Source organism: Geomicrobium sp. JSM 1781026, from assembly GCF_041949955.1.
In the GTDB taxonomy this organism is placed as follows: Bacteria; Bacillota; Bacilli; order Bacillales; family Marinococcaceae; genus Geomicrobium_A.
Window position 1 is genome coordinate 63,499 of record NZ_JBHFQF010000011.1, and the last position, 14,526, is coordinate 78,024.

Here is a 14,526-nt window from a genome sequence, read left to right on the forward strand (position 1 = left end):
CCACCCCTCTCGTTTGCCAATGTTTTTTGATATAGTGTGAGTGAGGTGATTTCATGAATGCAGGTTTAAATCAACAAATTCAATTCTTGAACAATTATAGAGAGTACGTTGACACGGTCGTGGATGGGTTGCAGTTGGCTGTGCAATTTTTTCGTGAGGAACAGTATCCGTCAGGAGAACGACTGTTACAAGACTTTATGGTCGGTTTTGAACGGTTTGGTGAGGACAATATGACAATGTATGCGCTGTTTGGAGCGGATGAGCGACTCGCGGGAGAATGGCGCACATTTCAGGAAGAATGCGAAAATGTTCGACAGATGTTAGCTACGGATAATAAGAAAAAGTGGTCAGAAGTGATTACTCAACAGACGATCCCCGTTTTTCAACGTTGGAAGTTAACGGTTGACCAACTAATTCAAGAAAAGCAAGGCAAGTAAAGGGAGCGCTTATTCGACTTCGTCGGTAGCGCTCCCTTCCAGTTCTTGAAAAGCTTCAATGTCAATTTGGACTTGTTCCGCATTTTCAACGACATCGTCAGGGATGTCAATCGATTCTATGTCGTTGTAGTCACTATAAGTGAGTTGCAACGACTGTTGTGCACTAATTTGTGCGCTCTGTCCACTGCTGATCATCATATCAATGGTCGTCGTAAAACCGCGCATATGCATTGTATCCTTATCAATAATAATCTCAAACGTATACGATTCGACGTTGAGCAAACGGTCGAGGTCTTCCATCATTAAACGGAACCCTCCTTGCAAGGCAGGAAACAACTCTTCTTCTGCCTCTTCTAACCCTTCTAAGTCGCCATCTGCTGTAATTGTATAGCGACCGTCTTCTTCTACGAGCGTGATCGAAGTTGGGTCAAGCTGTTGCTCAAATAAGTGGAATTGATTTTCTTGATTAAATTGTTGGAGTGCATACAATGAATCGGCAGTTTCTTCTGGTAACTGAATCCACGTATTTAATGAACTCTCATGAACAAAAAATCCAATATCCTCATGAAAATAGGTTTCAATGACCGATTGCTCATGGGACGAATCATTATCTTCTTCGAGTGTTGCGGTTTCGTGGTAAGCGAACGGATCTTGGGTGAGTTGTTGAGTCGTCTCGGTAATGACACGTGCTGTCGTTAAGTTTCTGCGGTTTGATTGTTCCGCTCTCATATTGACTTCGTAACTGTCCAGAGCTGCCATCGTCATCATGGATTGTTCAAGTAAGGCCAGAGCTTCCTCCTCGGCACTTTCTTCTTCCACTTCCACTTCTTCATCTTCAGGAGCAGGACGCTCATCGGGCGGTTCGGGTTCTGTGCTGTCTGAGCATGCGCTGAGCAGTATCAGCAAACATGCAAACGATAACCAGTGCGGTTTGATCGGGATCCCCCCCTAAATAAGCTTCATACACCTTATTTTACCATATCTCTAGTCGTTGCATGTATGGAATTGAAGTCCCGCAGATCTTGGATTGTTGACTAAAGATGTATACGAATAACGATTTGGAAGAAGATTGATAAAAGAAGACGTTTTTCGACACAGGGCAGTTCTTCTATTTGGCTTGCTCCCACATAGGATAAAACATTACAGCTGTCACACACCTGTAAATATTTTGTCGTTTCGGCAGGAATTTAATAAGGGTATAGAGAAACTGTATACATCCTGAAAGGAGGAGTCTGATGATGAATTACAATATCCGTGGAGAAAACATGGAAGTAACACCATCATTAAGAGACTATGTAGAAAAGAAAGTAGGGAAAGTAGAGAGGTATTTTGATTCACCTCCAGTTGCCGATGTGCACGTCAAAATGCAGGTGCAAAATACCAATGAAAACGATATAGAAGTGACCATCCCTATGTCTCAACTTCTTCTGCGAGCTGAAGAAACACATCCAGATATGTATGCCGCTATCGACCTTGTGGTTGAGAAACTTGAGCGACAAATACGCAAATACAAAACGAAAGTCAATCGCAAATTCAGGCAAAGTGGAACGAAAGACATTTTTAAAAATGAGATTGGTGTCACCGAGTTATCGAACGGCTATACTCCAGAAGACGATGAGGAAGGTTTTGACCTCGTTCGGACGAAAAGGTTTAATTTGAAACCGATGGATGCTGAAGAAGCCGTGTTACAAATGGATATGCTGGGTCACTCATTCTTTGTATTCTCAAATGCAGAGAATGGCGATACGAATGTCGTATACAGACGTAAAGACGGCAGGTACGGGCTTATTGAGCCTGAGGCTTGATCGTCGTAATAAGGCCGCTCCGATAAGGGGGCGGCTTTTCATTTTGGGTCAGAACACGTTACATACGAGGGATATTTCTTCTTTTGCATGTCATTATTAACGTTTCTGATAAGTTCTTCAAAACAGGTTGAGAACCCCGCATTGTAACAGATCAAACAAATTGTTAAAATAGTGAATGGAGACTATTTGAAGATAGGGAACGAAGGAAGTTCCTCATGAGTATAGAATACATCAACAACATGACGTTTGAGAGGAAGTTGATTACATGATCGGATTACTGAAGAAAGTAATTGGCGATACGGATGAGAAGAAGTTAAAAAAGCTAGAGAAACTTGTAAACGAAGTGAACAGCTTAAGTGATGAAATGTCAGGGTTGTCAGACCACGACTTGGCTGGGAAAACGGAGAATTTTAAATCACGTTACCAAGCAGGCGAATCGCTAGATGATCTCTTGCCAGAAGCATTTGCTGTTGTTCGTGAAGGCGCGGAGCGCGTGCTAGGTCTTCGCCCGTATGATGTTCAGGTCGTGGGTGGTATTGTGTTGCACCGCGGCGATACTGCGGAAATGAAAACGGGTGAAGGTAAGACGTTGGTGGCGACGATGCCCGTGTATTTGAATGCGATCAGCGGTGACGGCGTGCACGTTGTTACGGTGAACGATTACCTCGCTCGACGAGATAGTGAGCAAATGGGTGAATTGTACCGTTTTCTCGGTCTGACTGTTGGTCTTAATGAAAAGGGAATGACGAAAGACGAGAAGCGTGAAGCGTATGCAAATGACGTGATTTACGGGACGAATAATGAGTTTGGCTTTGATTATTTGCGCGACAATATGGTGCTTTACAAAGAGCAGATGGTACAGCGCTCGCTAAACTTTGCGGTTGTCGATGAGGTTGACTCGATTTTGATTGACGAGGCGAGAACACCACTCATTATTTCTGGTTCTGTTGAACAGTCCACTGATCTGTACGTAAAAGCAGATGGGTTTGTTCGGATGCTGCGTGAAGAAGAGGACTACAATTACGAGGAAAAGTCGAAGAATGTGCGTCTGACAGAGGAAGGTGTCAACAAAGCTGAGAATTATTTTGGTTTGGACAATTTGTTTGATGCGGGCAACGTGCAATTGACTCACCATATTAACCAGTCGATGAAAGCGCACCGAGCGATGTTTAGAGACGATGACTATGTGGTTGAAGACGGAGAAGTTGTCATCGTTGACTCCTTTACAGGACGTCTTATGAAAGGGCGTCGCTACGGAGATGGACTTCATCAGGCGATTGAAGCGAAAGAAAGCCTCGCCATCCAGAAGGAGAGCATGACGCTTGCTTCCATTACGTTCCAAAACTATTTCCGAATGTACAAGAAATTATCTGGGATGACGGGTACGGCGAAAACCGAAGAAGAAGAATTCCAAAACATCTACAATATGAACGTCATTTCTGTGCCGACAAATGTGCCGATTCAACGTACGGACAAGTCGGATTTGATCTACCGAAAAATGGACTTCAAATTCCAAGCTGTCGCTGACCGAATTGAAGAGATTCATGGCACTGGACAGCCGATTCTTGTGGGTACGGCTAATGTGGACACGTCTGAGCTCGTTTCCAAGATGTTAAAAAAGAAACGGATTGAACACAACGTTCTAAACGCGAAGAACCATGCGAACGAAGCGAAAATCATCGAAAAAGCCGGTCAAAAAAATGCGGTCACGATTGCGACGAACATGGCGGGTCGTGGAACAGACATTAAGTTAGGCGAAGGCGTACCTGAGCTTGGTGGATTGTTTGTTTTAGGTACGGAGAGAAATGAAAGCCGTCGGATCGATAACCAGCTGCGCGGACGTTCAGGTCGTCAAGGGGACCCGGGCATGTCACAGTTCTTCTTATCGATGGAAGACACGCTCATGCGCCGATTTGCAAAGGAACAGATGCAAAATACATTGCAAAAAATGGGCATGGAAGATGATGAGCCACTGGAAAGTAAAGTCGTAACGCGTATTGTTGAGTACTCGCAAAAGCGTGTTGAAGGTCATAACTTTGACGCCCGTAAGCAGATATTGCAGTACGATGATGTAATGCGTGAGCAACGTGACATCATTTACAAGCAGCGGATGGACGTGCTCGAGTCGGACAACCTTTCAGAAGTCGTTGAGGGCATGATGAAGAGTGTGTTGGACCGTACCGTCGCTCAATACACCCCAGAAGCAGAAGTGCCTGAAGACTGGGATATTGAAGGGCTGATCGCCGAATTGAACAACACCGTATTGTATCGCGGTGATGTGACAGTGAACGACTTGTACGGAAAAGAACCAGAAGAAATTATTGAGTTCTTAGACGGTAAAGTAAAGGCGAATTACAAGGCGAAAGAAGCGGAAATTGGCGAAGAGAAAATGCGTGAATTTGAGAAAGTAATCATGCTTCGCGCGGTTGACCGTAAATGGATGAATCACATTGACCAGATGGAGCAACTGCGTCAAGGCATTCACTTACGTGCGTATGCTCAAAATGATCCGCTTCGTGAATACCGTCAAGAAGGCTACACGATGTTTGAAATTATGGTTTCCGATATTGAAGAGGAAGTCACTCGCTACGTCATGAAAGCGCGAATTCGCAACAACATGGAACGAGAGCAAGTAGCGGAACAAAAAGAAGCGACTCATGGCGAGAAGAAGCAAGAAGAAAAAAAGAAACAACCAATTAAAAAAGGCACGGAAGTGGGCCGTAACGAACCATGCCCATGCGGAAGCGGGAAGAAATATAAGCATTGCCACGGTGCTTAAGATAAAGGATGATGAATGATGGACAGTGTAGAAATTCGGAATGAAATCTCAGCGATGCAAAAGCGCCTCGCGGACTTTAGGGGGTCTCTTTGACTTAGAGACCAAAGAGGCACGGATTGCTGAGCTGGAATTGAAGATGACGGAGCCTGGATTTTGGGATGATCAAAACGAGTCAAAAAAAGTCATTGATGAATCCAACGGATTAAAAGATATTACAGTGACGTTTAGCGAGCTTGCCGAAGAGCTCGAGAATCAAGAAGTGAGCTATGAATTGTTGCAAGAAGAAGAGGACGCCGATCTGCAGCAAGACTTGGAGAAAAGCTTAAAACAACTCGGTGAACGCATCAATCAATTCGAGCTGCAAATGTTGCTCAGTGAGCCCCATGACCGCAAAAATGCGATATTGGAGCTGCATCCTGGCGCAGGCGGGACAGAGTCACAAGACTGGGCGGAGATGCTATTGCGGATGTACACCCGTTGGGCGGAAAAACGGAAGTTTTCTGTAGAGACGATGGACTACTTGCCTGGTGATGAAGCGGGTGTTAAGAGCGTTACGTTGCTCATTAAAGGACTTAACGCTTATGGCTATCTGAAGGCGGAAAAAGGCGTTCATCGACTCGTGAGAATTTCGCCATTTGATTCATCGGGGAGAAGACATACATCATTTGTTTCGTGCGATGTGATGCCAGAGATGGATGATGACGTCGCCGTTGACATTAATACGGAAGACTTGAAGGTTGATACGTATCGTGCGAGTGGTGCCGGTGGGCAACACGTCAATACGACCGACTCGGCGGTTCGCATTACTCATTTGCCAACAAACACGGTCGTGCAATGTCAAAACGAACGGTCTCAGATTAAAAACCGCGATCAAGCAATGAAGATGCTAAAAGCGCGGCTTTATCAGTTGGAAATTGAAAAACAACAAAAAGAAATTGATGAGCTTCGTGGCGACCAAGGAGACATCGGTTGGGGAAACCAAATTCGTTCTTACGTATTCCACCCATATAACATGGTGAAAGACCACCGGACGAATTTTGAGGTTGGTAATACAGGTGGAGTGATGGATGGTGGCATTGATCCATTTATTGATGAATATTTACGATCCACTTTAGAGAATAAATAAGCAAAAGGAATGTAAGCTGCCTCGATTTTGGCAGCTTCATTTTTTGCGTGCAACAGATGAGGAGACGGTTTTTTCATGCTTTCTATTCAGAAAAGACGGGGCAGACAACCGGTGGAAGGGAAACTTAGAATTATTACCAATTTGTTTCTCGTGCTCGGCGGTTCTGCTTTAGTTGCGATATCATACAACTTATTTTTATTGCCGAACCAGATTGCATCTGGTGGAGTAAGTGGTTTTGCGACGATTATTTATGAAACGGTTGGCATTGCTCCCCACCTCACTTTATGGGCGCTGAACATACCCTTATTTATTTTGGGGATGCTACTTCTAGGTGGTTGGAATTACGGCGCAAAAACGATCGTCGGGACGTTATTTTTGCCATTTGTCGTATTTTTAACACAAGATTGGGCGCCGCTTACGAATGACCCGCTGTTAGCTTCGTTGTTTGGTGGGATTGGTGTTGGCGCCGGACTTGGTCTGGTGTTCCGTTCCGGAGCGTCAACAGGCGGAACGGACCTTGCTGCGCAAATCATTAATAAGTACACGGGGCTCTCCCTCGGTGCATGTGTATTTTTTATGGATGGATTAATCGTGACCATCTCTGCATTTGCTTTTAGTATTGAACTGGCATTATTCGCCCTCATCGGTTTATTTGTCACCGGGAAAACGATTGATATTGTTCAGACCGGTCTAGGGTACGACAAAATGGCCTTTATCATTACAGCGAATGAAGAGCGTGTAAAAGAAGCGATTTTGACAGATGTAGATCGAGGCGTTACGAAATTACAAGCATCTGGCGGCTTTACAGACGATGAGCGTCCCGTTTTAATGGTTGTCGTTAACCGAAATGAAGTTTCGAAATTAAAATATACTGTACAAAAGATTGACCATCATGCCTTTGTTGTCGTCACTAATGCAACAGAAGTTTTAGGTCAAGGTTTTAAAATGGACTAAATTAGGAACACTAATGCTCACGAGCATGACCTCATGCTCAGACTCTACTACGAGAATGAACATCGCTGATGAGGAAGGAGGGTATGAGGTTGAAAAAGTTCCTAATGACGTGTAGCGTTGCAATGCTTATTTTAGGCGGCTGTGGTGGTGGTGACGATGCCCCAGCTGATGACAATGGGAATGGCGAGCAAGCCGATGGTGTTAGTGTTGAAGAGGGTATGGCGCTTTACGAAGAAAACTGTATGTCTTGCCACGGTGGCGACCTAGAAGGTGCATCTGCGCCTGCATTGGAAGGATATAGTGAAGAAGAAGTATATGATGCGATTGAACAAGGACCTGGTTCAATGCCAGCAGGACTTGTCTCTGGTGAAGATGCAGAAGCCGTATCAAAGTATGTTGCACAAGAAGGGTAGTGGAGGAAGCTTCGAGCGTCTGCTCGAAGCTTTTTCAAATTGAAATGAGGTAAATCATAGTGAAACCATTCAAGCATGTACTTGCCGTTTCGCTCTTACTAGTCAGTGCTGGCTGTGGAGATGACCGCGAACCGGTCAGTGATGATGACGGAGGAACGACCGACCAAGAAGCGGAAGTTGGTGACGGTTACGACGGTGCAGAAGCATTTCATTTGTATGAGCAGAATTGCATGAGTTGCCACGGTGACATTGAAGGTGGAGAGGGCGGTTCCGCCGGTCCTGCCTTGCAAGGGTATGATGCAGAACAAGTGTTAGATGCCATTTTTGAAGGACCAGGAAGTATGCCTGCCAACTTACTTGAGGGGCAAGAAGCCGAATCGGTCGCGAATTATATCGCTGAGCATGGGTAATGAAACACTTCGAATCATCGTGGTGTTTTAGCCCCCTGCGGTGCAGGCTGTTGTATAGACTACCTATATGAGTTGAACTAAAGAATTTCTTCCAAAACCACGGTAAACACACCGTTAACGCCAAAAGCTCGACGTCACCGAAGATCGATGTTAATCGTTCACAGTAGACGTAGCAATGAATCGTTTCTGTTACCACCGTTCAGTGTCACAATTAAGTACCTCTAGCATACCAACATCGCCTATTCAGTACTGTTTATTGGAACGAAAGGCGGTGACGCCTGCGGGAGAATGGCTGAGGCGAGATCCCGCAGGTTGTAAGAGGTTCATTTCATTGAAAAAGAGAAATTCAAAAATGTATAACAATGTTTCGTTTGCAATAAATAGAAAATCCCACGTAGACCCTGTCTATGATGGAATTTAATTCAATGAGGAACCCTTTTTAGCAGGAATCCCCACATAGAAAGGCGATAACCCCACATAGACGGTTCTATGATGGGATAATGTATGATCGCAAAGCTCTATGTAGTTGAAATCCCCACATAGTTAGGACCCGGTGGTTCGCGTTAACGAGTAAATTAGAGAGTGAGACGCTATTTTTTCAGTGACCTCGTCGCAAGACTGAGTCTAGGCTGGTCCTCCGCTGCATAGAAGAAAACTCGGTTGCCATCTTTTGGCAACCGATGTTGTACTTATAGTCTGGACTGCATAATAGACACATCGAGCACAAGCGGAGCGAAGTGAGAGGTGATGTTGCACTTGTGCTTTGGAGTGCAAGCATTAGCCTGTAGTTGAAAGCAATAATCCACAGCACAAATCAGGAAAATCTAAAGTCCACACTATATTGATGCTCAAGTATGGAAATGAGCGTTCAAGACGTTTCTCGAAGCCCGAGTTGTTCGAGGTTTGCTAACCTGATTGCTCATCCTCATTCCAATCCGATCTTAGTGGAAATAGATTCGAAAGGGAAATGATCGTTTGGCGTAGTTTTGTTTCTAAGCGGTGTTCTTCTAATTCCAAATCAATAATTATGAAAGCAGATTGTCTGCAGTTAACGACACGCTCTATTGGTAATGAGAGTCGCAGCTCTACAACGAGGTCATCACAAGGATTCCTATTAGATAGGAAAATACTGAGCGATATACGTTTGTGCCTTCTGTTATATACAGAAGGCTTTTTTTGGATGCAAAATTGTCACAGTCAAATTGTTACATGTCGAATGGGCACAGAAGAACGCTTCTGCTGTTTGTTGGAATGTTTGTTATTGAGATGAAATCAAACTGTAACACAAAAAGTTGGGGGGAATTGATATAATGATTTTCGTAGATTATGACAAGAGGTTTCAAACGTCTACATATTTCGTCAAGAGTTTTTAATTTTGGGTGTGATCAGTAAGATGATAACAATGAAACGAGTGCGCAAACAGTATCCTAATGGGGTTCAGGCGCTAAATGGGATGGATATACACATCGATAAAGGTGAATTTGTTTATGTCGTCGGACCGAGTGGTGCCGGTAAAACAACCTTTATTAAGCTAATGATTCGGGAATTAAAACCGACTGAAGGAACCATCCATATTAACGGGAAGAACCTTGGAGATTTGTCAAACAAGCAAATTCCTTTCTTACGAAGAAAGATTGGCGTTGTTTTTCAAGACTTCAAGCTTTTTAATAAGCTATCGGTATATGAGAACATTGCTTTCGCTCTTGAAGTGATTGAAGAATCACCAGAGAAGATCAAGTCACAAGTGATGGACGTACTAGAAATTGTTGGTTTGAAGTCGAAGGCCCGGTTTAATCCAACGGAATTATCAGGTGGAGAGAAGCAACGGATTGCGATTGCACGAGCAATGGTTAACCAGCCTGCAATTCTTATTGCGGATGAGCCGACAGGAAACCTTGATCCCGAGACGGCGTGGAGCATTATGGGCACGCTTGAAGAGATTAATAGCCGAGGGACAACCATTGTTATGGCCACACACAACAGTCACATCGTTAACACGTTGAAAAAACGAGTCATCGCCATTGAAAGCGGCAAAGTCGTTCGGGATGAAGCGGGAGGAGCATACGGCTATGAAGCGTAGAACACTCACACGCCACGGACGAGAAGGTTTAAAGAACATTCGACGCAACGGCTGGATGAGCTTCGCTTCGATCAGTGCAGTTGCAATCATGCTATTTGTTGTTGGTGTGTTCGGTTTCCTCATTATTAATACGAACAGTCTTATCGATACGATCGAAAATGATGTGGAGATTCGTGCATTTTTTGAACAAGATGTTGAATCTAGTCAGCAAGAAAATTTGATGGAAGATATTGAGCAAAATGCCTCGGTTGAATCCGTCATCTATCGAGACCGGGATGAGGGCTTGGATTATTTTCTTGATAGCTTAGGCTCTGAAGGAGCGGTGTTTGAAAACTTGCGGGATGAGAACCCGTTAAACGATGCGCTAATTATACAGGCAACCGATCCGCAAATGACAGAACCGTTGGCCGAAGAGATTCGCTCGCAACCTGAAGTTGAGACGGTTGAATACGGAGAAACAATTCTCTCTGAACTGTTCACCGTTACGAACTACATTCGGGTCATTGGCGGGGCGCTCGTCATAGGGTTAATCTTTACATCTATATTCCTCATTTCGAACACAATTAAACTTACAATTATCTCACGTAAAGATGAGATTCAAATTATGAAACTTGTCGGAGCAACGAACAGTTTCGTTCGTTATCCGTTCTTCATAGAAGGTATGCTCATTGGAATCTTTGGAGCAATCATACCAATTGCGGGTCTCACCGCAGGATATTACTACTTGCATAGTTTTATGTATGATCAAATTCCATTCTTCACACTTGTTGATCCGAATCCGATGATTTGGCAAGTGTCAGCCATACTGCTTTTCATTAGTGTTATTGTTGGGGCCTTTGGTAGTCAGATGTCTGTGCGGAAGTTTTTACGAGTATAGAAAAACAGAACTTTGGGAGGAACGCTAAGCATGCAGGGGAAAAAGCTATTCATGTTCGGGGCATCGCTCTTAGTAGCTGTAGCGGGCTGGACGGGTTACACCAGCTCAGCTTCAGCATCAGAGCTTGAGCAAGAGTTAAGTGAACTTCAGAGTGATCGTCAAGAGGTAGAGAATCGTACAGAAGATAAAATGAGCGAGCTTGATGGCGTCGAAAACGATTTGAACGCCATTAGCGAAGAAATTCGTGAACTCGACGAAGAAATTAGCGAAACATCTTCTGAAATGAACCGTTTAGAAACGGAAATTACGGAAATTGAAGAGGAAATTGAAGCGTTAGAAGCAGAAATTGAAGAAATTGAAGCAAGAATTGCAGAGCGTGATGAACTCATTAAAGACCGGGCAGCGTCGATGTATAAAAACGGTGGCGGTACGGTTGAATATCTAGAAGTTCTGCTTGGCGCGCAAAGCTTCGGTGATTTTATTGAGCGTGTACATACTCTTTCCACAATCGCTGAGCAAGATCGCGACATTTTAGAAGAGCATCAAGCTGACCATGAATTGTTGGAAGAGAAGAAAGCCCAAGTTGAAGATAATCTATCAACCTTGGAAAACCACTTAGAACAATTAGAAGAGTTACGTGCAGAGCTTGAAGATATGATGGCGGTGAAAAACGACGTCATGTCAGGGCTTGAAGATGATGAAATGCAACTTTTAGATGAGATAGACGCACTTGCCAATGAGCAGCAGCTACTTGAAGATCAAGAAGATGCGAAAAGAGATCAAATCGCAAAAGCGGAAGCCGCGGCTGAAGCTGAGCGTCAAGCACAAGAAGAAGCACGCGTAGCAGCGGCGGCTGAAGCAGAGACTGCAGCAGAGACAGCGGCGGCGACAACGTCATCTCCTTCATCGACTTCAAACAGCTCAGGAGGCGGCGGCAGCTCTAGCGACTCAGGCTCCAGTGTAGGCGGAGGATCTTCCTCTGTGAGTGACACCGGTGGTACGCTAGCACGCCCAGCAACAGGGAACATTAACTCTCATTACGGGATGAGAAATGGTAGAATGCACCACGGTGTTGACATTCCACAAGCAGGTCGTTCTAACGTTCCAATCGTTGCTTCTGAATCAGGTACTGTGCAAGCCGCAAGATATATGGACGGGTATGGAAACACTGTAATTATCCGTCATAACATCGGCGGAAGAACAGTCGAGACGCTATATGCGCATCTTGATTCCATTCACGTTTCGGTCGGCCAATCCGTAAGCCGTACACAACAGATCGGCATTATGGGCAACACCGGACGTTCTACAGGACCTCACCTTCACTTTGAAGTGCATGAAGGCACATGGAACGGAGCAAAGAGTAATTCAGTCAACCCAGTGAATTACTTATAAATGTCATAGACGAAAAGCCATGAGCGGCCTGGTCGCTTGTGGCTTTTTTGCGAGTTTGTCTGCGGCTCATTGAAAGCGGGGAATTGCAAAGCGTATAACCGTGTTTCACTTTAGGTAAATAGAAAACCCCACGTAGATCACGTTTATGATGGGATTTTATTGAATGAGGAACCATTTTCTGCAGGAATTCCCACATAGACGTTTCTATGATTGGATTGTTAACAATTGCAATGCGTCATCCTTTTTGAAATCTCCACATCAGTCGGACCCATTAGATCTCGCTAAAGCATAATGAGGTAAGGGAGCCGATATTTATCATCACACGCTGTTGTCTGCCGGCTAGGGGTTTATAGAAAGGATCGAATCGTCAGAGAAAAGACAGCGTTGCTCACCTGAATGGCCATACAAATTTCGCCAACGGGCATTTGTTTCACCTTTTTATCTCTGGCAAAAACGACCTGTTTGCCAGGAAATTGCAACGGAGTTTTCTACGCCGAGTGTAACAATGGAAACGCACTGAACCCCGACGCTATTCTCAATCGGAACTTCTTTGTTTCAACTTATTTAAAAGGCTGTTATGGGGGTGGATTTTCATTCTATCGTTAAAAAACTTCCGCCTATATTCCTTTGTCTTGATACAGAAAATGTGTTTAAATGGTGGGAAGAGAGGTTCACATCATAAGCAATACAAGCGTTTCATATGCTCTTAAAAGGCAAGTCATGTCGTTTTAATAAATAGAGGTGGAGCAATGATGAGTGGAAGTGGCAAATGGATTGCGGCTCTCGTAGCTGCTGTTCTTGTCGCAGGTGCCGGAGGAATGTATGCAGGTGCAAGTTTGGACCAAGGTGGTTATGATGCACCGCTGAGTCAAGGTGACTCAAATTCTGATGGTGAAGGTAGCGGCTGGGATAAGGTGCACAGAGCTTTTGACGTTATTTCAGAAGGATACGTAGAAGAAGTAAATGAAGATGAGCTCTATGAAGGGGCCATTCGCGGCATGCTAGAAGAGTTGGAAGATCCATACTCGGTCTATATGGATCGTGACACCGCAGAGCAGTTTACACAGTCACTCGGCAATGAATTTGAAGGTATTGGCGCCGAAGTAAATATGGTAAATGGCAACGTGACAATTGTTTCTCCTATTCAAGGATCACCTGCAGAAGAGGCAGGTCTAATGCCTGATGATCGAATACTTGAGGTTGACGGCAATCCGACGGAAGGTCAGACCTTAAATGAAGCGCTCATGCAAATTCGTGGTGAAAAAGGCACGAATGTGGTGCTTACAATCGGTAGAGCATCAGCTTCTGAACCATTTGAAGTAGAGATTGAGCGAGATTCAATTCCGGTAGAAACGGTGCATGCGCACCATTATGAAAGAGATGGTCAAGATATTGGTGTTCTTGAAATCACATCGTTTTCTATTGATACAGCCGATGAGTTTAGAGAAGGCCTCGATGAGCTTGAGAATGGAGGCATTGATGGGTTAATTGTAGATGTGCGAGCGAACCCTGGTGGGTATTTGAACAGTGTTCAAGAAATTGGTAGCTTGCTGTTACCTAAAGGTGAAACGATTGTTCAAGTAGAGGAACCAGACGGTACGGTGACTGAGACGCCTTCCACGTTAGAAGAGAATAAGTCTTATCCGATTGTTGGACTTATTAACGGGGGTAGCGCTTCTGCATCGGAAATTCTCGCCGCTGCATTGAATGAGGCAGGAGGATACGAGCTTGTTGGTGAGACGACGTTTGGAAAAGGCACGGTGCAACAGTCGTATGATTTTGGTGATGGAAGTGAGATGAATTTGTCGATGTTCCGCTGGCTTACTTCGGCTGGAAATGACATTCATGAGGAAGGTGTGGAGCCGACCATTGAACAGACACAACCTGACTATTTCTATGCGACGGCATTGGCGATTGATGAACCGTTAGAGCCAAACGATAACAACGATCAAGTACGCAGTGCTCAAGAGATCTTACTCGGTCTTGGTTATGAGCCAGGAAGAACAGACGGGTATTTCGACGAACAAACAGAGAACGCAGTTATTGCATTTCAAGAGATGGCGGACGACCTCGATGTGAACGGTACGATCAACGAAGAGACCGCTCAAGCGCTTCATACAAGCATTGTTGAACAAATCAGAGAGCCAAGTAATGATCGGCAATTGAACCGAGCCATTGAAGTGATTTTAGAACAAGCATCTTAAATGAAGCAGGCCATGCATTCGTCTCTTTGGATACGCGAATGCATGGTTC

The 14,526-nt window shown here is 44.5% G+C and carries 12 protein-coding genes; 11 read left to right on the forward strand and 1 reads right to left on the reverse strand.

Features of this window, described 5'->3' with window-relative positions:
* Positions 1 to 53: 53 nt before the first annotated feature.
* Complete coding sequence (locus tag ACE1TF_RS17560; RefSeq protein ID WP_042398002.1) at positions 54 to 437, forward strand: DUF8042 domain-containing protein; 384 nt, start codon at positions 54 to 56, stop codon at positions 435 to 437.
* A gap of 9 nt (positions 438 to 446) precedes the next feature.
* Here the strand turns inward: ACE1TF_RS17560 and ACE1TF_RS17565 are convergent, their stop codons facing one another.
* Positions 447 to 1,343 carry a DUF6612 family protein gene (locus tag ACE1TF_RS17565; RefSeq protein ID WP_152548930.1) on the reverse strand — a complete coding sequence of 299 codons (897 nt, stop codon included), beginning with the start codon at positions 1,341 to 1,343 and terminating at the stop codon, positions 447 to 449.
* Positions 1,344 to 1,675: 332 nt separating this feature from the next.
* On the opposite strand from ACE1TF_RS17565, the gene hpf reads away from it, so the two are divergent.
* From hpf to ACE1TF_RS17615, 10 genes are all read left to right on the forward strand, one after another.
* Positions 1,676 to 2,242 carry a ribosome hibernation-promoting factor, HPF/YfiA family gene (hpf, locus tag ACE1TF_RS17570; RefSeq protein ID WP_042398118.1) on the forward strand — a complete coding sequence of 189 codons (567 nt, stop codon included), beginning with the start codon at positions 1,676 to 1,678 and terminating at the stop codon, positions 2,240 to 2,242.
* A 265-nt stretch (positions 2,243 to 2,507) separates the two neighbouring features.
* A complete protein-coding gene (secA, locus tag ACE1TF_RS17575) occupies positions 2,508 to 5,021 on the forward strand; it encodes a preprotein translocase subunit SecA (RefSeq protein WP_375018723.1) in 2,514 nt (837 codons plus the stop codon).
* An 18-nt stretch (positions 5,022 to 5,039) separates the two neighbouring features.
* Positions 5,040 to 6,147, forward strand: a protein-coding gene (prfB, locus tag ACE1TF_RS17580) for a peptide chain release factor 2 (protein WP_375018725.1) whose coding sequence is annotated in 2 segments (ribosomal slippage) — positions 5,040 to 5,111 and positions 5,113 to 6,147 — 1,107 coding nt in all. Because the reading frame shifts where the segments join, the coding sequence is not laid out codon by codon here.
* Between the two features lie 75 nt (positions 6,148 to 6,222).
* Positions 6,223 to 7,101 carry a YitT family protein gene (locus ACE1TF_RS17585; protein ID WP_375018727.1) on the forward strand — a complete coding sequence of 293 codons (879 nt, stop codon included), beginning with the start codon at positions 6,223 to 6,225 and terminating at the stop codon, positions 7,099 to 7,101.
* 89 nt (positions 7,102 to 7,190) lie between these two features.
* Positions 7,191 to 7,514, forward strand: a complete 324-nt coding sequence (locus ACE1TF_RS17590; protein WP_375018729.1) for a c-type cytochrome — start codon at positions 7,191 to 7,193, stop codon at positions 7,512 to 7,514.
* 59 nt (positions 7,515 to 7,573) lie between these two features.
* Positions 7,574 to 7,924 (forward strand): c-type cytochrome, encoded by a 351-nt coding sequence (locus tag ACE1TF_RS17595; protein ID WP_375018731.1) that lies wholly within the window; start codon positions 7,574 to 7,576, stop codon positions 7,922 to 7,924.
* 1,393 nt (positions 7,925 to 9,317) lie between these two features.
* Positions 9,318 to 10,004: a cell division ATP-binding protein FtsE gene (gene ftsE / locus ACE1TF_RS17600; RefSeq protein ID WP_375018733.1), complete on the forward strand. Its 687-nt coding sequence runs from the start codon at positions 9,318 to 9,320 to the stop codon at positions 10,002 to 10,004.
* On the forward strand, positions 9,994 to 10,881 hold the full coding sequence (gene ftsX, locus ACE1TF_RS17605) for a permease-like cell division protein FtsX (RefSeq protein ID WP_375018735.1): 888 nt from the start codon (positions 9,994 to 9,996) through the stop codon (positions 10,879 to 10,881). Before ftsE ends, ftsX begins: the two co-directional genes overlap by 11 nt.
* A 30-nt stretch (positions 10,882 to 10,911) precedes the next feature.
* Positions 10,912 to 12,273, forward strand: a complete 1,362-nt coding sequence (locus ACE1TF_RS17610; RefSeq protein WP_375018737.1) for a murein hydrolase activator EnvC family protein — start codon at positions 10,912 to 10,914, stop codon at positions 12,271 to 12,273.
* 752 nt (positions 12,274 to 13,025) lie between these two features.
* Positions 13,026 to 14,477 carry a S41 family peptidase gene (locus ACE1TF_RS17615; RefSeq protein ID WP_375018739.1) on the forward strand — a complete coding sequence of 484 codons (1,452 nt, stop codon included), beginning with the start codon at positions 13,026 to 13,028 and terminating at the stop codon, positions 14,475 to 14,477.
* Positions 14,478 to 14,526 lie beyond the last annotated feature (49 nt).

What these genes read in the sequence shown, in the direction of transcription:
- ACE1TF_RS17560 (WP_042398002.1), top strand. Translation starts at nt 54, where the DNA reads ATGAATGCAGGTTTAAATCAACAAATTCAATTCTTGAACAATTATAGA.
- hpf (WP_042398118.1), top strand. Translation starts at nt 1,676, where the DNA reads ATGAATTACAATATCCGTGGAGAAAACATGGAAGTAACACCATCATTA.
- secA (WP_375018723.1), top strand. Translation starts at nt 2,508, where the DNA reads ATGATCGGATTACTGAAGAAAGTAATTGGCGATACGGATGAGAAGAAG.
- ACE1TF_RS17585 (WP_375018727.1), top strand. Translation starts at nt 6,223, where the DNA reads ATGCTTTCTATTCAGAAAAGACGGGGCAGACAACCGGTGGAAGGGAAA.
- ftsE (WP_375018733.1), top strand. Translation starts at nt 9,318, where the DNA reads ATGATAACAATGAAACGAGTGCGCAAACAGTATCCTAATGGGGTTCAG.
- ftsX (WP_375018735.1), top strand. Translation starts at nt 9,994, where the DNA reads ATGAAGCGTAGAACACTCACACGCCACGGACGAGAAGGTTTAAAGAAC.
- ACE1TF_RS17610 (WP_375018737.1), top strand. Translation starts at nt 10,912, where the DNA reads ATGCAGGGGAAAAAGCTATTCATGTTCGGGGCATCGCTCTTAGTAGCT.
- ACE1TF_RS17615 (WP_375018739.1), top strand. Translation starts at nt 13,026, where the DNA reads ATGAGTGGAAGTGGCAAATGGATTGCGGCTCTCGTAGCTGCTGTTCTT.